Origin of the sequence: Romboutsia lituseburensis (assembly GCF_024723825.1) — a bacterium.
Lineage (GTDB): Bacteria > Bacillota > Clostridia > Peptostreptococcales > Peptostreptococcaceae > Romboutsia_F > Romboutsia_F lituseburensis_A.
Genome location: NZ_JANQBQ010000004.1, coordinates 1 through 23,470 on the forward strand (window position 1 = coordinate 1; position 23,470 = coordinate 23,470).

At 27.2% G+C, this 23,470-nt stretch carries 28 protein-coding genes; 19 read left to right on the forward strand and 9 right to left on the reverse strand.

What is annotated here, in order from left to right:
• From NWE74_RS18920 to NWE74_RS18950, 7 genes are all read left to right on the forward strand, one after another.
• Positions 1–423: helix-turn-helix domain-containing protein (locus NWE74_RS18920; RefSeq protein ID WP_258244614.1), on the forward strand; the 423-nt coding region annotated here is incomplete at its 5' end.
• Positions 424–613: 190 nt separating this feature from the next.
• Entirely contained in the window at positions 614–1,285 is a 672-nt protein-coding gene (locus NWE74_RS18925; RefSeq protein WP_258244615.1) for an N-acetylmuramoyl-L-alanine amidase family protein, read from the forward strand.
• Positions 1,286–1,521: 236 nt separating this feature from the next.
• Positions 1,522–1,767, forward strand: a complete 246-nt coding sequence (locus NWE74_RS18930) for a TIGR04540 family protein (RefSeq protein WP_258244616.1) — start codon at positions 1,522–1,524, stop codon at positions 1,765–1,767.
• Positions 1,768–3,921: a BREX-1 system adenine-specific DNA-methyltransferase PglX gene (locus NWE74_RS18935; RefSeq protein WP_258244617.1), complete on the forward strand. Its 2,154-nt coding sequence runs from the start codon at positions 1,768–1,770 to the stop codon at positions 3,919–3,921.
• Positions 3,918–5,084 (forward strand): DNA cytosine methyltransferase, encoded by a 1,167-nt coding sequence (locus NWE74_RS18940; protein ID WP_258244618.1) that lies wholly within the window; start codon positions 3,918–3,920, stop codon positions 5,082–5,084. Before NWE74_RS18935 ends, NWE74_RS18940 begins: the two co-directional genes overlap by 4 nt.
• A gap of 21 nt (positions 5,085–5,105) precedes the next feature.
• Positions 5,106–5,960 carry a hypothetical protein gene (locus NWE74_RS18945; RefSeq protein WP_258244619.1) on the forward strand — a complete coding sequence of 285 codons (855 nt, stop codon included), beginning with the start codon at positions 5,106–5,108 and terminating at the stop codon, positions 5,958–5,960.
• A gap of 31 nt (positions 5,961–5,991) precedes the next feature.
• Positions 5,992–6,615: a hypothetical protein gene (locus tag NWE74_RS18950; protein ID WP_258244620.1), complete on the forward strand. Its 624-nt coding sequence runs from the start codon at positions 5,992–5,994 to the stop codon at positions 6,613–6,615.
• 45 nt (positions 6,616–6,660) lie between these two features.
• Here NWE74_RS18950 and NWE74_RS18955 read toward each other — a convergent pair whose 3' ends face one another.
• Positions 6,661–7,026, reverse strand: coding sequence for a hypothetical protein (locus NWE74_RS18955; protein ID WP_258244621.1), 366 nt, complete (start codon positions 7,024–7,026; stop codon positions 6,661–6,663).
• A 338-nt stretch (positions 7,027–7,364) separates the two neighbouring features.
• Here NWE74_RS18955 and NWE74_RS18960 point away from each other — a divergent pair, with 338 nt between their 5' ends.
• Both NWE74_RS18960 and NWE74_RS18965 read left to right on the forward strand, forming a co-directional pair.
• Positions 7,365–9,077: an AAA family ATPase gene (locus NWE74_RS18960; RefSeq protein WP_258244622.1), complete on the forward strand. Its 1,713-nt coding sequence runs from the start codon at positions 7,365–7,367 to the stop codon at positions 9,075–9,077.
• Entirely contained in the window at positions 9,078–10,454 is a 1,377-nt protein-coding gene (locus NWE74_RS18965) for an LlaJI family restriction endonuclease (protein WP_258244623.1), read from the forward strand.
• Positions 10,455–10,500: 46 nt separating this feature from the next.
• On the opposite strand, the gene NWE74_RS18970 is transcribed toward NWE74_RS18965, so the two are convergent.
• Together NWE74_RS18970 and NWE74_RS18975 are read right to left on the reverse strand one after the other, a co-directional pair.
• On the reverse strand, positions 10,501–10,938 hold the full coding sequence (locus NWE74_RS18970) for a hypothetical protein (protein WP_258244624.1): 438 nt from the start codon (positions 10,936–10,938) through the stop codon (positions 10,501–10,503).
• A 110-nt stretch (positions 10,939–11,048) separates the two neighbouring features.
• Positions 11,049–11,492, reverse strand: a complete 444-nt coding sequence (locus tag NWE74_RS18975) for a hypothetical protein (protein WP_258244625.1) — start codon at positions 11,490–11,492, stop codon at positions 11,049–11,051.
• 296 nt (positions 11,493–11,788) lie between these two features.
• Between NWE74_RS18975 and lspA the strand changes: the two genes are divergently transcribed.
• The 10 genes from lspA (at position 11,789) to NWE74_RS19025 (ending at position 19,865) form a co-directional block, all read left to right on the forward strand.
• A complete protein-coding gene (gene lspA, locus NWE74_RS18980; protein WP_258244626.1) occupies positions 11,789–12,232 on the forward strand; it encodes a signal peptidase II in 444 nt (147 codons plus the stop codon).
• Positions 12,233–12,240: 8 nt separating this feature from the next.
• Positions 12,241–13,155, forward strand: a complete 915-nt coding sequence (locus NWE74_RS18985; RefSeq protein WP_258244627.1) for an RluA family pseudouridine synthase — start codon at positions 12,241–12,243, stop codon at positions 13,153–13,155.
• A gap of 129 nt (positions 13,156–13,284) precedes the next feature.
• Complete coding sequence (locus tag NWE74_RS18990; RefSeq protein ID WP_258244628.1) at positions 13,285–13,818, forward strand: hypothetical protein; 534 nt, start codon at positions 13,285–13,287, stop codon at positions 13,816–13,818.
• Positions 13,819–14,254: 436 nt separating this feature from the next.
• Positions 14,255–14,956 carry a DUF6602 domain-containing protein gene (locus tag NWE74_RS18995; protein ID WP_258244629.1) on the forward strand — a complete coding sequence of 234 codons (702 nt, stop codon included), beginning with the start codon at positions 14,255–14,257 and terminating at the stop codon, positions 14,954–14,956.
• Between the two features lie 281 nt (positions 14,957–15,237).
• Positions 15,238–15,990 (forward strand): recombinase family protein, encoded by a 753-nt coding sequence (locus tag NWE74_RS19000; RefSeq protein ID WP_258244630.1) that lies wholly within the window; start codon positions 15,238–15,240, stop codon positions 15,988–15,990.
• A 356-nt stretch (positions 15,991–16,346) separates the two neighbouring features.
• Positions 16,347–17,594, forward strand: coding sequence for a DNA-binding response regulator (locus NWE74_RS19005; RefSeq protein WP_258244631.1), 1,248 nt, complete (start codon positions 16,347–16,349; stop codon positions 17,592–17,594).
• Between the two features lie 89 nt (positions 17,595–17,683).
• Positions 17,684–18,001 (forward strand): hypothetical protein, encoded by a 318-nt coding sequence (locus tag NWE74_RS19010; protein ID WP_258244632.1) that lies wholly within the window; start codon positions 17,684–17,686, stop codon positions 17,999–18,001.
• A gap of 472 nt (positions 18,002–18,473) precedes the next feature.
• The gene (locus NWE74_RS19015; RefSeq protein ID WP_258244633.1) at positions 18,474–18,890 is read left to right on the forward strand and encodes a hypothetical protein; all 417 of its coding nucleotides are present in this window, start codon (positions 18,474–18,476) and stop codon (positions 18,888–18,890) included.
• Between the two features lie 75 nt (positions 18,891–18,965).
• Positions 18,966–19,409 carry a DnaJ domain-containing protein gene (locus NWE74_RS19020; protein ID WP_258244634.1) on the forward strand — a complete coding sequence of 148 codons (444 nt, stop codon included), beginning with the start codon at positions 18,966–18,968 and terminating at the stop codon, positions 19,407–19,409.
• 192 nt (positions 19,410–19,601) lie between these two features.
• Positions 19,602–19,865 carry a Mor transcription activator family protein gene (locus NWE74_RS19025; protein WP_258244635.1) on the forward strand — a complete coding sequence of 88 codons (264 nt, stop codon included), beginning with the start codon at positions 19,602–19,604 and terminating at the stop codon, positions 19,863–19,865.
• A gap of 128 nt (positions 19,866–19,993) precedes the next feature.
• Here NWE74_RS19025 and NWE74_RS19030 read toward each other — a convergent pair whose 3' ends face one another.
• The 6 genes from NWE74_RS19030 to NWE74_RS19055 form a co-directional block, all read right to left on the reverse strand.
• A complete protein-coding gene (locus tag NWE74_RS19030) occupies positions 19,994–20,149 on the reverse strand; it encodes a YvrJ family protein (protein ID WP_258244636.1) in 156 nt (51 codons plus the stop codon).
• Positions 20,150–20,231: 82 nt separating this feature from the next.
• Positions 20,232–20,468 carry a DUF2922 domain-containing protein gene (locus NWE74_RS19035; protein WP_258244637.1) on the reverse strand — a complete coding sequence of 79 codons (237 nt, stop codon included), beginning with the start codon at positions 20,466–20,468 and terminating at the stop codon, positions 20,232–20,234.
• Between the two features lie 51 nt (positions 20,469–20,519).
• A complete protein-coding gene (locus NWE74_RS19040) occupies positions 20,520–20,789 on the reverse strand; it encodes a DUF1659 domain-containing protein (RefSeq protein ID WP_258244638.1) in 270 nt (89 codons plus the stop codon).
• A 457-nt stretch (positions 20,790–21,246) separates the two neighbouring features.
• Entirely contained in the window at positions 21,247–21,369 is a 123-nt protein-coding gene (locus NWE74_RS19045) for a hypothetical protein (RefSeq protein WP_258244639.1), read from the reverse strand.
• A 760-nt stretch (positions 21,370–22,129) separates the two neighbouring features.
• On the reverse strand, positions 22,130–22,474 hold the full coding sequence (locus NWE74_RS19050; protein WP_258244640.1) for a hypothetical protein: 345 nt from the start codon (positions 22,472–22,474) through the stop codon (positions 22,130–22,132).
• Positions 22,475–22,485: 11 nt separating this feature from the next.
• The gene (locus tag NWE74_RS19055; protein WP_258244641.1) at positions 22,486–23,004 is read right to left on the reverse strand and encodes an antirestriction protein ArdA; all 519 of its coding nucleotides are present in this window, start codon (positions 23,002–23,004) and stop codon (positions 22,486–22,488) included.
• Positions 23,005–23,470 lie beyond the last annotated feature (466 nt).

Here is a 23,470-nt window from a genome sequence, read left to right on the forward strand (position 1 = left end):
ATGGCTATAGGAAGTTTTGAGGGGTTATACACTTTTCTTGAAGTGGCAGAAATTTACGGAGTAGATTCTTCGTGTTTAAGAAAACAAGTATCTCGTGGTAAGTTTGTTATTGATGAAGAAATAAAAAAGATTGGTACAACATGGATTATAACTGAACAAGCTATGGTTAAAAACTTTGGAAGTTTAAAGTTTGAAGAATACAAAAATAAAAAAGCAAAAAAAGAAAAGAGAGTTAGATTAAAGGCTCAGGATAAAAAAATTAATACTCAAAAGGTTAAGACTAAGAGCACAAGATCCAATAAAAAAGCTACCAGTATAAATGAGAAAGAAGAAAAAGTAAATGATAGCTGGTCAAATGGAGAAATTAAGGGTGTAGAGCTTAAAAATTTTGCATTTAATACAAATAATAGTGATGAAGTCTAAAAACTCTTACAAACTAAAATACAGGCTATTTTACACTATATTAAGGTGGTTTAAATATATCCATCTTATTTTTTTTCATTATTTTATTTTTTGAAGTTTCAGTAATTGGCTTACATTCACCCATAAACCTACTTTAAAATTTTATAATTTAAATATAAAACTTAAATTTTATTTTTTATGGGAGGTATTTATGGGAAAGTTAATTATTGATTTGGGTCATGGAGGACAAGATCCAGGATCGATCGGACCAAGTAAAGTTTGTGAAGCCGATGTAGTTTTAAGTATTGGAGAGGAGATTGAGAAAAATTTAAATGGTTATGATTTAGAGTATAAGTTTACTAGAATTAGCGATAAATTTATTTCATTAACACAAAGAGCTAGCATTGCAAATATTTTTGGAGCTAGTTATTTTGTATCAATTCATATTAATTCTACAACTGACAAAAGTGTTAGAGGTGTTGAAGTTTGGCAATATGATGCAGATAGTAAGAGGTTAAATAATTTTTCAAAATGTGTTTGTGATGATATTTCTAAGGTTTTAAATATTAGAAATAGGGGAGTTAAGTATAATAAAAATTTTGCTGTACTTAAAAATACTAAGATGCCAGCCTGTTTAATTGAGGTAGATTTTATATCTAATATTGATGCTGAAAGAGATTTAAAAGATAGTGCTAAAATTAAAGAAATAGCTAAGGTTATTACTGATAATTTAGCACATTTATATGATTTACAAAAGGTTAAAAAAGTTGAGGAAGATATTTTATATAAGGTTTGTATTGGAGCTTTTAGAGATAAAAATAATGCTATTAATCAGGTTAAAGAGGCTAAAAGTAAAGGTTTTAGAGATGCATATATAATATGAAATTCAAAAATGTAATTTTTTATTTTTGTTAAATTAAATCTAGAGAGGGATAAAAAGGCTAACTGTTAAAACAGCTAGTCTTTTCATTTTTGTTTTAATTATTTTTTTAATTAAATTAAAAAATATTGTAAAACTATAAAGGATATATTAATATAAATAAGTTAAGTACAAAAAAAATACAAAAAAATAATAAATAAAATACAAAAAAAATACAAAAAATAAGCAGAGGTAATTTTATGGACAAAACTTTTTTTAAAACCCAAAAAGATATATCAGAGAAGTTGATATCAACAATAGACTCTTATTGGAATGGTGAAATCAATGAAAATGAGTTTTTGACTTGTACAAACACATTGGTTGAGAATAATCAAGATATTATATTTAAAAAAAATACCTATGGAGCTGTAATAAAGCAAAGATTAGGTAAGAAACGTATTTGTCTATTAGATAAGGTTTTAAATATTGGAAATGAGGCTAGATAAATGAGCAATACTAAGTTAATAAGTAAATTTTATAGGGATTATAAAAGTTTACATAAGACAATAGAGGAAGATTTAAAAAATATAGAAAGTAATTCTTATGTAGCATCGAGGGTATTGGATAGAGTAATGATATTTTTATTTGTAGAAAATAATTTCACAGATAAAGATTTAATTAATGAATTAACTAAGTATTCTAATGAAAAAAATATTAGTATTTTTAAATCTCTTATTGATTTTTATACTGATAGAGAGTATTTCTTAGAAGAAAAGGTATATGAAATTGAATTTATAATCAGTGTATTTAAAGTTAATATGATTGAAAGAAAAGTTAATATATCAGATTTAGTTATGAAAAAAGTTATAAAAACTTTTTCAAAGTATGATTGGAGACTAGACACATCATATGAAAATGCTATAAACCCAGATATATTAGGAAATGTTTTTGAAAAGTATATAAATCAAAGGGAAAATGGCGCATATTACACTGAAATAGATACTATTAGATATATAAATGAAAATACTATCTTGCTATATTTACTTAACAACTTAGATAGCCAAGAGGAAATTAAATCATATATAAATAAAAAATTTATAAAAATTAATAGAATAGAAGATTTAGTAAAAGAAAATGTAGATTTAGTTAATGTTATAAAAAGCATAATAAAAGAAAGTGATATTTACAATGTAGAAGGAAATTTACTTGATATATTATATAATATCAAAATATTAGACCCAACATGTGGGACAGGAGCATTTTTACTAAATGTAGTAGATTTACTAGAAGATATATATAGAACTATATTTAATAAGTTAAATATAGATGATCCTTATCTTATTATAAAAATCATAACTAATAACATATATGGTGTAGATATTATGGAAGATGCTATTGATATAGCTAAGTTTAGATTATATTTAAAAGTTATTCAAAGTTTTAATGAATCGAATAAAGATTCATTAAAAGAAGGGTTAGAAATAAACCTAGAGGTTGGAAATGCATTAGTAGGGGATGTGTTTAATCAACTTAATAATGACCAAGAAGTATATTTAGATGAGGTTGCTTTAACGCTAGAGAGTGACTACAGCAATGACGATATGCAATTTGATTGTATAGTAGGAAATCCACCTTATGTAGAGTACTCTAAGGTAAGAAATAAATATGTAGTTGAGAATATAGAAACTATAAAAGCAGGAAATCTATATGCATTTATTATAGAAAAATCTATAAATATATTAAAAGAAAAAGGAACAGTAGGGCTTATAGTTCCTATATCTATTGTATCTACAAAAAGAACAAAGGATTTAAGAAGGTTTATAGAAAGTAATTGTACAGATATATTTTACTCTAACTTTGGAGATAGACCAGGGACACTGTTTAATGGCGTACATCAAAAACTGACTATATTCATAGGAGAGAAAGGTAATAGTTGTTCATCCAATATTTATACATCAAGCTATTATCATTGGTATAAGGAAGAAAGACCACATATATTTGCAAATATTAAATATATAAAAAATGATTATAGAAATGATGATTTTTATTACAAATTCGGAAATGAGATAGAGAAATCAATAATAGATAAAATAATAAATGAGCAATGTTCTATAAGTAATCAATTTATAAAAGAAAGTGAGTACAATGCATACTTAAACACAAGAATGACATTCTGGATGAAATGTTTTAAAAGTGAGAAATTATCATCTGAATTTAAGAAATATAACTTTACAAGTCATGAAAATGCATGGATTTTTATGGCAGTAATGAATTCTAGTTTATATTATTTCTTTTGGGAATGTATATCAGATGTATGGCACATAACATCAAAAGATTTAAGCTTCTTTAATTTTAATATAGATAGGCTAACAATAAATGAAAGAGAGCAATTAATAAACTTAGCTCAAGAATTAGAGCAAGATTTAGAGTTAAAAAAGGTTTATATAGGGTCTAAGCAGACAGAGTATGAATATAAGCATAAAAAATCAAAGATGATAATAGATGAGATTGATAAAGTATTAAAGACACATTATAAGCTAACTGAAGAAGAATATCTTTATATCATAGACTATAACCTTAGATATAGAATGAATGATGAACTTGATAGTTACTTAGAGATAAGACAAAATAGAATAGCAGAGGAGATACACAGAATATGAGAGTTATAGATTTATTTGCAGGAGCAGGAGGATTTTCTAAGGGATTTGAAAGAGCAGGATTTGAGACATTAATAGCAAATGAAATAGACCCAATGATAGCTAATACGTATGAAAAAAATCATCCAAATGTATTAATGATAAATGAAAGCATCGAAGACTTTGTACAAAATATAGATACTAAGATAGATACAAAATTAGAAAGTATGGAAAATAGACAAAGAGCAGAAGAAATCAGAGCGAATTTAAATAATATAGATGTAATAATAGGTGGTCCACCATGCCAAGGATTTAGTATGGCTGGAGCTAGAAATAGACAAGCTAATGATTTTATAGAAGACCCTAGAAATTATTTGTTCAGATATTATTTTAATGTAATACAAAGATTTGAGCCGAACTACTTTGTAATGGAAAATGTACAAGGTCTTGAGAATATGAATGGAGGAGAGATACTTAATGAAATTATAAGGTTATTTGAAGATGAAAATAACTTTAGAAGAGGACGATATTATTTATCTAGAAAAGTTATTAGTGCAGATGAACTAGGAGTTCCACAGTCAAGAAAAAGGCTTATAATAATAGGTTCTAAATTTGAACCAATAGATATAGATAATTCAATAGAAAGAGTTAAACAAAGGCTTAATATACCTGATAGAGTTACTTTGGAAGAGGCTATAAGTGATCTTAACTATCTTGAAATTGGAGAAGGGGAGCAAGTTCAAGAATATAGGACAGAAGCTAACTCACAATATCAAAATGAAAGAAGAACTACTAATTTGTTACACAACCATGTAGCTCCAAAGCATAACGAAATAGCATTAGATAGAATAAGAAGAATTCTGCCAGGACAAAATTGGAAAGACTTAGAGGAAAGTGATACTATTAAGTCAGTGCATAGTGGGTCATATGGTAGATTAGAGTGGGATTCGCAATCTATGACAATAACAACTAGATTTGATACACCATCTGCAGGTAGAGTTATACATCCTGAAAGACACAGAGCATTAACACCTAGAGAGGCTGCAAGGATACAATCATTTGATGACGATTATATATTCTATGGAAATAAAACATCTATAGGAAAGCAGATAGGAAATGCAGTACCACCATTAGTTGCAGAGGTATTAGCTAATATCATAAGAGATGATATAGAAAGTAGAAATTAAATAAAAGTAGGGGGATTGGGTATGAATTTTAATGAAAATATTGAGAGAATAAAAAATAAAAATCAATATAATATATGGTATTTTGTAAAGCAAGAAACAGATTTTATAAAAGCTTGTGAAGCAGTTAGTGTATTAGAAGAATTTAAAGATAAGGGAATGACAGTTGGACTTAAAGAATTTATAGAGAGTGGAATTAGTTCAAATTATAGAATCCTAAGTGTTGCTCGTATGTATGGATTGATAAGAAAGACTGATTTACATTGCGTTAAAGAAGAATATAAGTATTCTATTTTAACTGATGTTTATTATGAAATAAAGAAAAGATGCAATGGTAATTTTAGAGATACAGACAGTTACTATGAAATCATGGAGCAGCAAATAGAAAAAATATATATAAGCTCTATATTAGATGAGAACTTTGAAACAGATAGAAAAGATTCTAGAATATACCCAATATTTCTATTATATAAAGTACTAATAGAGATGGGAAGAGCTTATGGAAACTATAAAATATCATATGATGAATTCATATGCTTTTTAGCAACAGCAGGTAAGTATAGTGATTATTCAAAGGTTATTTATACAATAATGGTAGATAGAGATAGTTCAATAAAAACTTCATTTAATACTGCAAATAAATCACTTTTAATTAGAGAAGACTTAAGGTATCACTTAGTACTTAAGAACCTAAAGCACCTACATATAGATGTTGATAATAATATTATAGAGCTAGATAAAAGATATATAAATAAGATAGAGTCAAAAGTTGTGGAGTTTGAAAAAAAATATTTTAGTAATAAACTAAAGTTTGATGAGATAAATCAAGAAACTTATATAGAAAATCTTTGTAAGAACATAAGTATCTTTGATATATAAATAAATTGTTAGACAATGGGGGGTGTTAGAAATGTCAATAGAAGTACAAATTACAAATGAAATGATAGAAAGATGTTATAATTTTGCGAGTGAAATTATATTAGGAGATAATCAATATGATAGATTACCAGCAACAATAGATGTAAGAATAGAGAGGACATTTGCAGGTAAGCTTGCAGAGTTAGCATTTCATAAATACCTTACAGAACAAGGCAAAGATGTTCCATTAGGAGATATGTTTGATATATTCAATGGACAGGGTAAAACTGATTTATGTGATTTTAGTACAAAGGATGGAAAAACAATAGATGTAAAGAGTGCATCAAGAACAGACCACTATCTGATAATGGTACCGATAGATCAGTTTGAAAGTATTCCAAAAGATTACTATGTTGGAGTAAGGATAAATACAGGTGTAACTAAAGATGAAGTTATACAAATTGATGCAATAAAAACAGCAACAATATATGGATATTGTGAATATGAGTATTTACGTAAAAAAGCTACTAAGAACTACCTACCTAAGCAAGATAGGCATAAAAGAAGTAAGGTAATAGAGGCTACAGGTGAGATTTTAGAGTATGAAGAAGGTGATTGTAAGCCCGCTCAACTAGAAAGATTATTGGATATAAAAAGACTTATAAATAATATGTAAAATAAAAAGATACAGTGCTAAAATTATAGCACTGTATCTTTTTATTTAATACCGTCTATTTTCAACATGCTCTGCCCAGGCTCTTTCAAATGCTCTTTCATCTTCACGCTCATAATATTCTTCATCCCTTATTCTTTGCTCTTCTTCTCTTATTCTTTGTTCCTCTTCATCCCTTCTTATATCATCATCGTAATAATCATAGTCATAATCAATATATATATTCAGAGGTAAGTATTGTTCATCTATTGGCTCAGTTGGTTGTTGGCCGAATCGACCTATATCTTTTATAGAAATAGTACCATTTTCCACTTTCTTTATTAGCCTTTCTTTTTCAGATTGATTCAATTCCTTATCCCTTCTGATGTTGTAAGATAATAAATCAGCTAGAACATAAAAAATAGTATTAGCCATAATTAAACTCCTTTTAAGTGTAATTTCCCATTAAATATAATTATAATCAAAAAATAGAAAATATCTACTTATAACATTTCTTATTTGGTAATATAGTCATATCAGATAAGAAGGAGGCGATTAATATATTTGATATACAAAGTAGGCTTAATTATGTAGATAGCTTAGAAAAAGAAGAAGTTTGGTATATAGTTAAGCAAGAATTAAATTTTTATAAGGTTTGTTATGCAGTAAGTGTTTTAGAACAATATTTACAAATACAAAATCCAACAGAAAAATTAGCAGATTTCTTCAAGAGAGTAGGCCCGACAGTATATGAAGGACTACAAGAGTATAGAATGCTCAAAAACGGATATATGTATGGATTGCTCAAAGGAGATGGTTCATATGACAAAGATGTACACTTTACAGATGTATATAAGACTATAAAAGCTAGATGTAATTCTAATTTTGAAGATATAGAATTATATTATGATATTGTTGAGCAACAGTTAGAGAAAGTATATTTCTCATCTATTTATGATAGAGAAAGAGATAAAAAGAGAAGTCAATATAGGTTATATCCATTATTCTTACTATATAAGGTATTAATAGAAATTGGTAAAATAACAGGAGAATATAAGATAACTAAAGATGAATATTTAGTATTTGTATGTACTACAGAAAAGTATGAAAATTATCTAGATACAGTTTTTAATATAGTGCAATATAGAAATTTAAAAGATAGCGATCAGAGCATAGATGATAAAGTAAAAGAAATTGCTAAGAGATTTAAAGATGTAAGATATAATCGTCTATTAAATGTATTGAAAACTATAAATGAGATAGATAAAGGATATGAAATAGATTCAGAGCATATTGAATATGTGAAAGAAAAGGTATATTTATATGAAACATCAACTAAGATAAATGATGATTATGTAAATATATTGACTTCATTAGGAAGCATGCTAAAAGATGATGAAGAGGAGAATGATATGAACAAAGATATATTAGAGATTCCAGAAAATAAAATAGAAGATGAATTATCAAGAAATCTTATTATATATGGAGCACCAGGAACAGGTAAAAGTCATTCAATAGAAGAGGATAGGAAAAAATATTTTGATAATGAAATGTTATATTCAAGGGTAACTTTTAACCCTAACTATGCTTATTACGATTTCGTAGGTGCTTATAAGCCATCACCTATATACATAAAGAAAAAAGATGATGAAGATGAATACTATAAGAGCAATATGAAAGATAAATTAGAATATCAAATGATGCCATCAATAAATTATTCATTTGTACCAGGGCCTTTTGTAGATATACTATGCAGAGCTTTAAATAATCCAAATCATAACTTCTTATTAATAATAGAAGAGATAAATAGAGCAGATGCAGCAGCAGTTTTTGGTGACATATTCCAACTATTAGATAGACAAAAAGATAAGGCAGAAAGTGATTATGGATGTAGTACATATGGAATCACTTTAGGTAAGGATGCAATGGATTACTTAACAACAAGAATAAATAATGAAAGTAATAATTTCAAAAAGGATGAATCTGTTAAAATACCAAGAAATCTTTATATATGGTGTACTATGAATAGTGCAGACCAGAATGTAAATAGAATGGATACTGCATTTAAGAGAAGATGGGAATTTAAATATATAGATATAAATAGCTTTAAAGATGAAGAAGAAAAAGAAGGAATAGAAAAAATAGGAATTAAATTCAAATTAGGTAATGAGAGCATTGATGTAAAGTGGAATGACTTTAGAGTGAAACTAAACGAGACATTAGAAGAAATAGAAGTAGGAGAAGATAAATTTATTGGACCATACTTTATAACTGATGTAGATGAAAATAATTATATATTAGAGGATGCAATAAAGTATAAGTTACTTATGTACTTAAAGGATGATGTACTTAGATATAACTCTACAGACTTATTAAGAGAAAACTATTCATTTGGGTCATTATTAAAAGACTATGAGCAAGGAAAAGCTATATTCAATGAGAATTTTATAGCTAAATTAAAGTCTTTAAAGAGCAAGGGCGAATAGATGAATTTCAAATATGAATTTGAAGAAAGATGGTTTAATAAAGAAAACTTAGATATCTCATCTGAGTTTTTAGATGAAATATCTAATAATAAGAAAATAGTAGAGACTAACAAAAATAGTATTAAGTTTACATTTGTAGGTGTATTAGTATATAAAAGAGAAATACTAGTTATTCTTCCGAAATATTCAAGAGAATTAAATAGTGAAGCTGAAAAGCTAGAATGTATAAAAACTATAATAAAAGTATTTAAACGTATACCAAATAAAGTAATTAAAGATAATAAGGATTCTCTTTTTATATCAAATAGTATAACTGAAGATGAAATAAGTGAAATTGCTATAGCTGACTATATTATTAAAGATTTTAGAAGTAATGGAGGCTATATTCAAAAGAACAGAATTAAATCAATAAATGGAAATGGTCATACAAATTGGACATGTACAATAAATACTTTTGATCCAATTATATCTAATGGTCAACCAGTATATACAAACTACATAAATGAAGATATTATAATAAACAATAATAATTTCATAAGTAATTTACATACAAATTTATATAACTATTTATTAGTAAAATATAAAGATTTATTAGGATATAGTGGAGGAGCATTATCTTTTGATAGAGCTAAGAGGAACCTAGATAGATTAGGAAATAAGAAGTATATACTAGCGAAAATTAAAAAAGAGTTAGAATGTACTTTTGGAGATAGAGATATAAATTTACTAAAAGCAATTTATAATTTCTTTGAGCCTAAAAATGATTCTAATAGCAATGATTTATCAATATTTGGGACAACATCTTTTGAATTAGTTTGGGAACATATATGTAAATATATATTTAATGATAAATATGAAGATTTCAAAAGTGAGATACCATTCCCAGAATGGTATACTGATAATGATATAAAGAATGAGTCTAAAAAGAATCCTTTAATACCAGACATACTATCTATATATAATCAAACAATGTTTATACTTGATGCAAAGTATTATAGCATACAAATAGATGAAGAGAATGTAACAGGAAATCCAGGTAGCTATGATATAATAAAGCAGCATATATATGAGATGGTATTTGATGATGAAATGACAATACAAAAGTATAGAGAAGATTCAGAGTTAAATTATTCATTTACAGTTAGTGCATTGATATATCCTAAAATGATGGAAGAAAAATTTAATATATTTGGATATACAAGACACCCTGTATTTAAGAATAAGAAAATAATAAATAATGTATATGTTTCACCAAACTATATATATGATTTATTTCTAAATAGAAAAAAAGTAGATGAAAATATCTATGAAGAAATTACTAATTATAATCAAAAAAAGTTAAACCTACTTTTTGAAAAGAGTAATAATAGCAAGTAGAGAATATTAAAAGATAATAGAAAAGACTTCCAATCAAGGAAGTCTTTTATTTGTTGTAAGTCAAATCGTGCAATTTAATTATTAATTCTTCATATTCTTTAAAACGTTGTCTTTCGTTTTTGTTTAAATCTAATAAACTCATCTTTAATAAATCTTTATTTTTTAACTCATCTAAAAATACTTTTGTAGCTCTTTCAATTTCACTTAATTGCCCATCAACATATACATAGTATATACTAGAACCACGTTTTTCTATAACCATATTGTCTACAGGTTTTGTATCAAGCTTATTCATTATACCTCTTAGAACACCGAACCTATCTTCTCCAGTGTCTTTATTTACTAATTCATCTTTGAGCGTTTTTTTTAATTCATTAAATAAATCATTAAAATTAAGTCCTTGTTTATGCTTCTTTAAAACCTTAGGAATTTCAACTCGAACCTTTTCTGTTGAAGTCACTTTTTTCTTTTCTACTATAGTCATATTAATACCCTCTCTCTCTAATATTTTACTAGAAGAACCATAGAAATGAGTAATCAGTATGTTAAGCAACGATTAATTACCCTGATTACTCACCTTTATAATGTTACATACTATAATCCATATATAGTCTCTCTACCATAAACATTTACTAGGTCACATACTTGTGCATGGCTCATTATTATCTTTTGCAAATCTAAATAATCAAATATAGCATTATTATCATCGTATACATTATGTATATCAATATCTAAAGTTTGACAAATGTTAGATGCTATTTCCTTTAAGTAATTATCAACATCTAGTTCAGGATTTAAATAGTACAAATTAGAACGACCAACTTTTTTATCATATTGTAATATATTTTTTTCTCTTAGATCGCTCATGTGCCCCGATATTGTAGGTCTATAATCCTTTAAAGTGTCGCCCTGAGTTCCCCAAATACTATTATTGATATTTAGATATTTAATCACATCAGAAGATGTTAAAAGTGCACCTTTTTCTTTATAAAGACTAACAATTAAAAAATAGAATTGCTCATAGTAGTTTAATTTCATTTTTAGATTCCCCCTTTTACTAAACCTTAATATATCTTACAATTCAAAGTTTATCTTAAAAAATAATATAAGTCAACTAAAAATAAATAAAAAAATCTATAAAAAGAAAATTAAACCTTTTTAAAGGTTTAATTTTCTTTTTATAGAATGAGAGAGATGATAATTTATATTGTTATATCTGAAACTTACTAGATAGATTTTAAGCCTTTAAAATTATATAGTAAGCTTCAGGACTAGAGAAAAATAGTCTTTTTTTATATAATACTTTTAATAGATAATTTTTGGAGGAAAAAATATTGTTATATGAGTTAATAATACTTTTATTAATAGGCATAGACCAACTGTCTAAGATGTGGGCTTTAAATTCATTAAAAGAAATAGGAAGTATACCAATTATAGAAGATGTTTTTCATCTTACATATGTAGAAAATAGAGGTGCAGCATTTGGTATGTTTCAAGATAATCAAATAATATTTATAGTAGTTGCAGTAATTGCAACAATATTTGGATTGTATTATTTACATACTAAGAAGCTTAATATATTAGGTAAAACAAGTATAGTACTTATAATAGCAGGAGCTATTGGAAACTTAATTGATAGAGTTAGGCTAGGATTTGTAGTAGATTATTTTGATTTTAGATTTATATGGGAATATGTATTTAATATAGCAGATATATTTGTTGTTGTTGGAACGATAATGTTGTGCATATACATAATAGTTTTTGAAGAGGATAAATAGGTGAAATAATGGATAAAGTAAGAGAATTTTTAGTTATTGAAGAAGAAGAAGGTGATAGATTAGATGTTTATTTATCTAATCAACTTGGAGATATGTCAAGAAGTTATATTCAGAAAATAATTAAAGATAAAAAAGTAAGAGTTAATGAAAAAGAAGAAAAAGCAAAGTATCTTGTGAAAGAAGATGATAAAATCGTTATTGAAATACCTGAACCAAAGTTATTAGAGGTTAAGGCACAAGATATACCAATAGAGATAGTATATGAAGATGATGATGTACTTATTATAAATAAGCCACAGGATATGGTTGTTCATCCTGCACCAGGCAACTATGAAAATACATTAGTAAATGCTATTTTATATCACTGTAAAGATAAATTATCATCAATAAATGGAGTTATAAGACCAGGGATAGTCCATAGGATAGATAAAGATACTTCAGGACTTTTAATGATAGCTAAAAATAACAATACACATAATAGTTTATCTGAACAATTAAAGGATCACTCTATAACAAGAGAGTATGAATTTATATGTCATGGAGTGGTTAAAGAAGACAAAATAACAGTAGATAAATCAATAGGAAGAAATCCAAAAGATAGGCTTAAAATGGCTATAGTTAAAGATGGAAAGAATGCTGTTACACATTTTGAAGTTATTGAAAGATATGATAATTTTACACATATGAAAGCTAGGCTTGAAACAGGAAGAACACATCAAATAAGAGTTCATGCATTATCAATAAATCATCCACTTTTAGGAGATGTAGTATATGGTCCAAAGAATATAAAGTTCAAAACGAAGGGGCAGACTTTACATGCTAGAAAATTAGGTTTTGTACATCCTAGAAGTAAAGAGTACATAGAATTTAATTCTGAGTTACCTGAGTATTTTAAAACTATAGTTGATAAACTTAATAAATAAAAATAAAGCAGGGTCTAAGGATTAGATTCTGCTTATTTTTATAAAATATAAAACATAGAAGATGAAGATAGATACACCTTAATATGATATAATTTATTGATGACAATTGTCATCAGTAAGGTGTAAGGGGTGATTACAATAGAAAAAGCTAATTATATATTGCAACTTCAAAGAGAAGGTAAAAGTAGACATGATATAAAAGATATTTTAGGATATAAACATTTAGATAGTATGACTAAGTATATGAGAAAAAGAGGCTACAAAGTTGAAAATGACATATATGTTTTAAATGGTGACAGTTGTCATCAATACAGTAACGTTGAAGTTAAGCCAATGGCAACTATTGATGACAATAGTATGACAAATAATAACGCGAATAATATAAAACAAGATATGATAGAAATTATAGAACATAAAGAAGATATTTTTGATATGTTGAAATGGTTTAAAAGTCGTGATGACAATAGTATGACAGAAGTCATAGAAGTAATAAATGAAGGTATTAAAATAGATTTACCAGATAGTGAGACTACTAGAACTACAATAAGGATAAATAAAATTATTTGGGAAGACTTTGATAAGTTTTGTATTGAAAATAAAGAGTTTAATAAGCAAGATCTTATGGCACAGGCTTTAAAAGATTTCATGAAAAATAATAATTAAGTAAATATATATGGAGGAGTAATGGGTATACAAGAAATAGTAAAAACATATTTTAAAAGTAAACAAAGACAACTATTAGCCGCATGTGATGAGGCGGTGTGAGCATAATGGCTTAAAAGGGAGTCATAGAGAGGACTTAATAAGCATTTATCTCAATGATATAATTCCTAAAAGATACGAATTAAGTAAAGGGATGATATAGGGGGGACAACAAGATAGATGTAAAAACGGCCACATAAAAATATTTAATTAATTATCACTACTTATGATCACCAGTTATGATTATACTGAATATGTTGAAATTACTGGATTAGATTTTATAATCATAACTTAAAAAGATTTGATTAATCGAACATTGATTTATCTGTATTTTATATAAAAATAAAAATCGCTACATATAAGTTATACCAATAGTTTCAAAATTAAATGGCCGAATTTGCACGTATCTCGGTGTCCCCCCATATATGGAATAATAAATAAAAGTCACGAGGTAGATATAGCTATATGGGATGCTAATAATTATCCTAAGCTAAAGATGCATGGTCATTCTTTGTTATTTCAAGAATCAGTTAAGTTAGCAATAGAGGTGAAAACTAATTATTCTAAGGATGTATTAAATGATATATTAACAAAATGTGAATCTATAAAAATGATACCAGGTATTAAAGGGCCAGATATAGAAGATAGGTTGTTTAGCATTGAACAGAAGATTTATTGTATGGAGAATGATGTATGTTTTAATGGAACATTAATATCGAAACCTGATATAGCAACAGCTGCTATTATATTTAAGGGAGGTCATTCATTTGATATTGAAAATATAGATGAAAAAATCATAGACATAGCTGATGAGGTGTGGCCTGATATTATTATATTTATTGAGGCGGGAAAAGTAATTTTAAAACAATATGAATATGATGAAGATGGAAGGATTAATTCTTATATAGAAATGTTAGAATCTAAAGAGGACTCATTACTTGTATTTACATCCTCATTATTGGGAATTTTAACAGACAGATCTATTAATTTAGATGATCCATTTTATTTAAGTAAGTATATTGATACGTTAAATGAAATGGAGTCAAAAACTAGAAGTTTTAATATTATAAGACCGACATCTGGAAGAAGGATTATATAAATTATAAAATAAACACAAAAAGATACATATATTATATGTATCTTTTTGTGTTTCGACATATTTTATCAAATAACTCATAAAATATTAAATAACAATTTAAAAATATAAATATAATATTGCTTTGTATATATTTAAAATACTTAATAATAACTTGAAATTAATATAAAAAAGTCAGGTTTGTCGGCTCAAACTTGACGATTCGTTTTTTCAGAGATATTATAAATTTAATTTTAAATGTAAAAATTCATTAAAGACATTTGATAAATTCATTGGAGGGCATTATGAAAAAAAGAGCAGTAGGATATTGTAGAATATCAACTTTAATGCAAGTAGATAATACTTCACTTAAGGATCAAGAAGATAAAATAAAAATGTATGCTAAGCTTCACGATATTGATATAGATAATCTATTTATAGATAAAGCAGTTTCTGGTAAGTCAACGGATAGACCAGAGTACTATAAAATGATGAATTATGTTAAAGAAAATGATATAGATATGATAATGGTTTATAAGAATGATAGAATCCATAGGTCATTGTATAATTTACTAGCCATGATTTATGACTTGCAAGAGTACAATGTAGCATTAGTAAGTATTACAGAGCATTTTGATACATCAACACCACAAGGTATGTTATTTTTACAGATGCTAGGAAGTTTTGCTGAATTTGAGCGTGCTGTCATTAATGAAAGAACTAGAAATGGAAGAATAGCAAGGCTTAATGAAAATAAGTGGGTGGGAGGTAAGCCATCACTTGGATATAAAGTAAATAAACAGGGCCAATTTGAAATTGATGAAGAAGAAGCTAAAATAGTCAAAGATATATTCAAGCTAAGGTCCAAGGGGCTATCATTAGCTAAAACAGGAGCTAAGTATGGATTTTCAAAACAAAAAGTTGATTATATTTTAAAGAATAAAAATTATATTGGAGTATTTGAGTATAATGGTATGAAAGAAAAAAATGAGATTACATTAGAAATAGAGCCTATAGTATCAAAGTATATGTGGAATAAGGTAAATCAACAAAAATAATATACCCTCATTTTAATGCTCTTTATATTGGGGGACTTTAGTCCTGTTTCGCTTTTTATGTACTAAAAGGGATTTTTATGTTACAATTTATCTATAACAATCGGATAATAAAAAAACAAGCTAGGACCACGTCGGCAAACAGAAATCCTAACTTGTTTAATCAGACTCTATAAAGATAAGAGAATCTTTATAAGAGAGTTTTTCTATATTTATAATTCTACTAGCATAAATGTTTTATGCACGTAGTTTTATTTTCTATAGTTATTTTATCACATGACTATAGAAGTGACAATATATATAAATAACTTCTCTTATCTTTTTGGGTGCATTATCGAAAAATTGAGGGGAGTTTTTTTATGCAATCAACTAGTGCAAGGACTAATATAGTAATTAATGATGAAATTAATATAGATAAATCAAGGAAACATTTAACAAATTTACATAGTGGTAGTGAAGGTTATATAACTATAGCTAAAAAAGACCAAAACTATAGCCAATGGCATTATAAAAAAGATGATTTATTAGAGAATACAGAAGATATTATCAATGGTATTAATGCTTATGTATCTCAAAATACTTTTTATAGACCGCAAAGAAGAATAGAGAATATAAAGGAGCTTAGAGCTGTTTATATTGATATAGATTGTTACAATTCAAAATATACTAAAGAAGCAGTTAAGTATTTTTTAGAAAATGATTTATATGGTAGTAAAATACCAGTACCAAATTACTTAATAGATAGTGGAAGGGGTCTTTATTATATTATTTTAATAAAACCAGTTCCAAGCATGGCATTACCTCTATGGTATGCAGTTCAAAGGTATTTATATAATGTTTTAAAACCTTTTGGAGCAGATGCCAATGCACTAGATCCTACTAGAGTTTTAAGAATAGTGGGAACTTTAAATTCAAAGAGTGGTACTTGTGTTGAGGTTTTAGATTCAAACAATTATGAATACTCATTAAGAGAAATTCAAGAAGGTTATTTACCTGAAATATCTCAAAAGAAAAAGTCTAAAGGTAGACCCAAAAAAATGGTGAGTCTTTTTACTGAATATAGCCTTTATTATTCGAGGGTTATGGATATAATCAAGATTTGTGAGCTAAGGGACTATGATGTAGAAGGACATAGAGAGGTTATATTATTTTTATATAGATATTTCTCAGCTTGTTTTACAGAAGACACAGATGAAGCTTTAAGAAGAGCTTTAGAGTTAAATGCTAAGTTTAAAAAGCCATTACCTGAAAATGAAGTAATTCAAGATACTAAATCAGCCACAAGGGCTTATGAGAATAGATTATATAAATATACCAATGCTACATTAATTAAAATACTTGATATACGTGAAATTGAGCAAAGAAGCTTAAGTAGTATTATAGGTACTAAGGAAAAGTATAGAAGAAATAATGAAAGAAGATACAACTTAATTAGGAATGAAAAAGGATTAACTAAGAAACAGCAGGAGCTAGAGGACCTAAAGTTAAAAATAATTAAATTAAAAAATGAGGGTGTTAAAAATAAAGAAATTTCTAAAGAATTAGATATACCGTTGAAAACACTAGAGAGACATATAACCAAGATGAGAAAAAATAAAGAAATTTAATACCCTCATTTTAATGCTCTTTATATTGGGGGACTTTAGTCCTGTTTCTTTAGACACTTTTATTTAGGTATTTTTAGGAGGGTTTTTAGATGGATGAAAAAAAGCTTTGGTTAAAGATTAGTGGGAGTATTACGTATTATTTTAAGAGTTATAATAGAAAACTTAGTAATGAAGAAATCTGGTTAGATTATGTTGAGTATGCATTACCTGATATGGATGGAGATGGAGTTCATACTTATTTGGACAAGCAGAGTTTAGAAAGAATTGTTGTAGATGATGAAATGATGGACAAGGCTAAAACTGCCTTTATGGAAAGATTTGAAAAAAGAAGGGTTAATGAAAAACTAGTTAAAGAAGAAAATAAGGTTTTAGCAGAAGTAATTGACTTTTCAAAGTATAGAAAATAGTAAAGAGTATTGTAGGTGGAGGGAGGACGAGATACGTGTAAAAATCGGCCACTTAATTTTGAAAACTTTGATATAACTTGAATACATCGATTTTTTTGTTTTTATTAAATCTATGTATTTTATAGTTATATCTGAGTTATTGTAATCGTAACTTATTAAGTTTTGATTATCAAAAGTAATATAGTATTTGCAATGCTTTGAGCATAGTCATAACTAATAATCATAAGTACTTAGTTAATTTACTATTTCGCAAGTGGCCGAAAATAACATGTATCTCGTCCTCCCCCGTAGTTCAAGCTTAAATGAAAACTGTACAAGTTGTAGTGTTGAATTTACGGTTAATAGAATGACAGGTATATATTGTGAATGTAATTCAAAGGTACTTAAGGCAGTAAAAGAAATAAAATAGGATCTAACAAAACTTTAAGTTTAAAAAATATAGTTAGATAATAAAGAGAAAGTAGGTGTTTTTTTGAAAAAAGCAAAAGGGAGAATTATTAAAATATTAGTAGGAATTATACTTGTTATCGGAGCTGGGATTTTTCCATATTTTATTTCGTGTAAGGCAATGGAAAATTATGATAGTGAATTTACAATGGGATTAGTTAAAAAGTTAGCTATAAATCAATATATTAATGACACAATTAAAGAGTATAAGGAAATGGCTGAAACAGATGAAATTGCTAAGTATGTATCAACAAAGGAATTTAAAAAAGAACTTATTGAGAAAACCGAGGATAGTATAAATATGGGGGATTATAGTGTAGCTAGTGGGATTATGAATGCTATGCAAAAAGTATTCATTAAACTTGGTATGATTTGTAGTGCAATAACGTTGATTATTTATATATTTATTTTAAAAAAGAATCGAGTAAAAAGTAAAGTTTAATTAAGTATATATATTAGGTGTTTTTATGAATGTATCAAAGAGGAATAAGAAAAGTGTATTTAAAGGAGAATAAATTTGAGTAGTCGAATAGAAGATTATTATAATATATTAGGAGTCTCAAAAGAATCATCAGAGCAAGAAATAAAAAAAGCATATAAGGAGTTGGCAAAAAAGTACCATCCAGACAAACATGTTGACAATGATTTAGCTCATTTAGCAGAAGAAAAGTTTAAAGAAATTAATGAAGCCTATGAATATTTCAAAAAAAATGAGTATAAACATAATATATACAAAGATAATGCAGAAGACACAATGTATTATAAATCAGAGTATAAAACTTATTCAACTCAACAATCAAAAGATAATAGTAAGAGTAATGATATTTTAAATATTATATTTGGGCTACTATCAATTTTATTTAGATTTTGTACAGAGATTATAAGTTTTTTTATGAGATTGGGATTGTTTTATATAGTAATAATAATAATAGTTATTATACTTTCTATGTTAGGTATATAGGTTTAGTATTTTTAGGTGGGGCAACGAGATATGTGTAGAAAAGAACACAGCATTCTTACAAGTATTGTAAGTACTAATTTTAAATTTCAAAAAGTCAGCTTTTAGTAGGAAATCAAAAAAGTATGTAGAATATCCATATATAAAGTAATTGATTTACTTGAGATATAAATGAATTTTATAGGAGGATATTTTATGAAGCTTAAAATAAGTGACTTACCTCCACAATTTGAAAATATAGCTAGAAAATTAGGAATAGAAAAAGCTAAATGGCTATTTGAAGAATTTGGAGGGACATCTGTGTACTTTCCTACTGAAAAGATGATATACAAGGAAGCTAGAGATAGAGAGATTATATCTGAGTACAATGGTTTTAATCATAAAGAATTAGCAGCTAAATACGATATGTCTGAAAGTTACATAAGAGCAATTATAAATAGGCATAAGAAAAGTGCTTAAATTTAGAAAAAATTGGAATTGACTTAATTTTATTTAAAAGATATGATGAAAACTTAGATACTTAAATTCTAGTTTTTTAAAACAAAAAAGCAGTACCCCTAATTTTTATAGATTGGGTGTGCTGCTTTTTACATTCTACTATTTAATTCTTTAATATTTGAGCTTAATGAATTTATACTTGAACTTAGCCCATCGAGTTTCCCTTCGATTCGGACCAATAGATACATGGTCACGATAGCAGGAAATCCTAAATTAGCCACCAGTTGCATTAAATCTAATTCCATTGATATTTTCCTCCTAACAACTTTTTAAATTTACTGGAAAGCCTCTCATGAGCTTAGAGAGACTTTCTAAGTGTTACATTTGTTATGCAACTACTAAATCATAATCAGTAGTTTCTGTTTGAACAACTTTTGCTTCAACAACAGTTTTTAAATCATCTCCATTTGGAGCAAATATATTTTTAGCTAGTATTAGATCCATAACTGATTTTATTTCTGATTTTGTTATACCATCTTTTGGATCAGTTACATACAAACTTACCTTTTTTCCTAACTCTGTAGCAAATGTCATTAATAATTTAACTTCTACGTTACTTTCCATTTATTAATTCCTCCTTTGATATTTTTAAAATTCTTTAGATTAAAATAAATCTTATGGATTTAAGCTTGTGTTATCTTGTTTTATTATTTCAAGAACAGAATGTTGTTGAAGTGATTCTAATGCCTTAGCAACATTGAATACATCAATACCTTTTGCAGTTGGTTTTAAGTGTGAATATGATCTTGTCTTTGTTATTATTTTTCCATTCTCACCTTCGCCATGATTAAATCTCATTTTTAATGTTGATGGATTTTTAATTTCTACTATATTTGAAGCCTCTCTTGATTCATTTTGTAAGCTAACTTCGTTTTGGTTATCCATTTTATTACCTCCTTTGTATGTTTTGATTAATTACAGTGTATTTGGTTTTACATACAAAGTCCTAAAATATAGTTGGTTAAGATTTTTCGTGATTTTATTTATAGAAAATTTATGAATAGAATTTTTTTTAGGCAAATAAAAAAGCTATAGTTTAGGGGGACTATAGCTTAATGGGGGAGATAGGATTTTAATTTCCGATCATATTTTAAGTATTGTCAGTTTAAAAAATTAAATACATAAATTTAAAGATTTTAGTGAAAAATAATAAGTATTTTAAAATTAAAGGTTTAGTTGAAGAGAGTATAGGAGGATAGTTGGAGAAGTCGCAAAAACCGCTCCTTCCACAACTATCTTTATTTATATGCTGGGGTCAAAAGCTATGGGGTCTAGTCTGACATCACAGATTGCAGCAAAGAGCGCTGCAAACTGTGATGTCAGACTAAAACCTATGGTTCAATTAGAATTGGTATAAAACAAGCATTGTAAGGATTAAAAATGAAGAAACACCAAATCCTAGAGCAAAATCAACATTTACAAAAGAATCTTTTTTGCTATTGTATTTTGATTTTATCTTTTCCAAATAATCAACTCCTTTAATATTCAAAGTATTGACTATTAGGATTTTATTAAACTTAGATATATACATCAGTTATATGTACAGAGAGCTTTTATAGTAGTATATATGATTTTAATACTTATGGAGTTTGGCTATCGCCACCGAGCTTTCTCTCCAATCTTTTGAGCAAAATAGTTCGCCAACACGTTGCTCAAAAACCGCTCAAAAGGATTTCCGTTCAATCTCTAACTCAAAACCATCATACATTCTTAGGTTACTTGTAATTTTAAGTTGATTATTTTTTAATTAGCTTGGTAAGTACATTAAAAGATTGGCCTATCGGCCATGCCCCTCTGACTAATCCTCAACGCACTCACATTATTCACTACTAAAATACTTCGCAAACATCATATTTCATATCAAGTCTGCTACGTATATTATCCGTTCATATATGTTCGTAGCTTTTGAGGATAGCCATTCACTGCCCTAAGCCCAATGCCCTGTGTGTTAGTTTTTGTTTGGTGCATGATACCAAACAGAGATTATTGACCTCCACGTTTTAGATAAACTATTTTATAGGACCTTTAGAGTTTATAGCTCCTATAGACCTAGTGAGTGTAGTTAATTGGTGTCGGTACGTTAGGTTATTGCTTGGTTTACCGCATTGGATAAAACCATTGCTCCGCTATCCAATGCTGGTGCATAAATGGCTTTTAAGGAAGAATTATTCATTGGTTTATGAATTAATATTATTTATTTTAGAAATAGCAAAAGCTCCTTTAAATTAGGAGCTATTAACTGTTGTATCTGACATTTTGTATATATCTTCCCATGTATGGGTTCTTTTATATAATTTTAGTTGGTCCATATTTTTTAGGTCATGTAATAATGATTTGGTTTGATTGTTCAATTCTACTTCTAATAAATATTTATCTCCTATTTTTCTAGGCTTTGCCTTTGTAAATTCATATATTTCTTGGTTTGCTAAATAATCATATATTACAGAGATCATTTCCTCGTTTAAGTAGCCCCTTTTACTGCTTCCTATGTAGATTTTTGAGCAACGGACCTGCTTTTCAAGGTCGTTGGCGACATGAGCGCAGCGAATTTTATTCCTAGCTTTAATCATTAGCTTACCTCCTAGTTATTTGAATAATAATATATATTTTTATCAGGATTTTTTGTTATGCTCATTGTCATTTGCAATTTATTGAAAACTGTATCGTAATCTATGCTATAACTTAGCTCCCAGGGGATACTTTCTAATAGTTCCTCATAGAACTCATACATATAATTTTCTGCAAACTCATTGTTATTACTGCCTTCTATTGTGTATACATCTTCTAAATATTTTTTAATCATATGTATATCTAAATTTTTAAAATCAATTCCATAAGTGTATTCAAGGTGTTCTATTAAATATCTATTTAAATCTAAAGTTTCTACAGTTTCACATAATTCATTTACTTTTATTGGGTCTGTGTACTCTCCAATTTCAAATGGTAGCTCGTAATCGTGAATAGAAAAATCACTTTGACCATTTTTACTTTGTCTTAAAATTGCATCATTTATATTTTCATTTTCTGTAGGAAGTTCAATCCATTCTCCTTTTAAATATCCACTATTATAGGCTGCTAAATCTGCTATATATATTTGCATTTTTTTCACTCCTTAGATGTAATTTTTAACTTTATTTCTATAGTTATATTATGTCCTATTTATGTGAAAAATATGTATTTAAACGTTGGAATTTAAACGTTTTATATGTTTTTTATTAAGGGTAAAACATATTTATTTAATTAATTTATATATTTAAACTTTGTCACGCAAAAGTGAAATGAAAGTATTGATATATATATGATATAAATTCACGCAAAAAGGACAATAAAATAAAAATTTATATTTAAAAGTGTCACGATTGAGTGAATTTAAAAATGAATTTATTTTGTTTTATAGAATATTTAAAATATGGTTAAAGACTAAAATTGTACGTTTACGGGAATAGTAAAACATATAAAATTCGCTTTGCTCATGTCGCCAACGACCTTGAAAATCAGGTCCGTTGCTCAAGTTAAGCGGATGGAATTTAATAAATTCCTATATTAAAAATTAATGAGGTGATTTT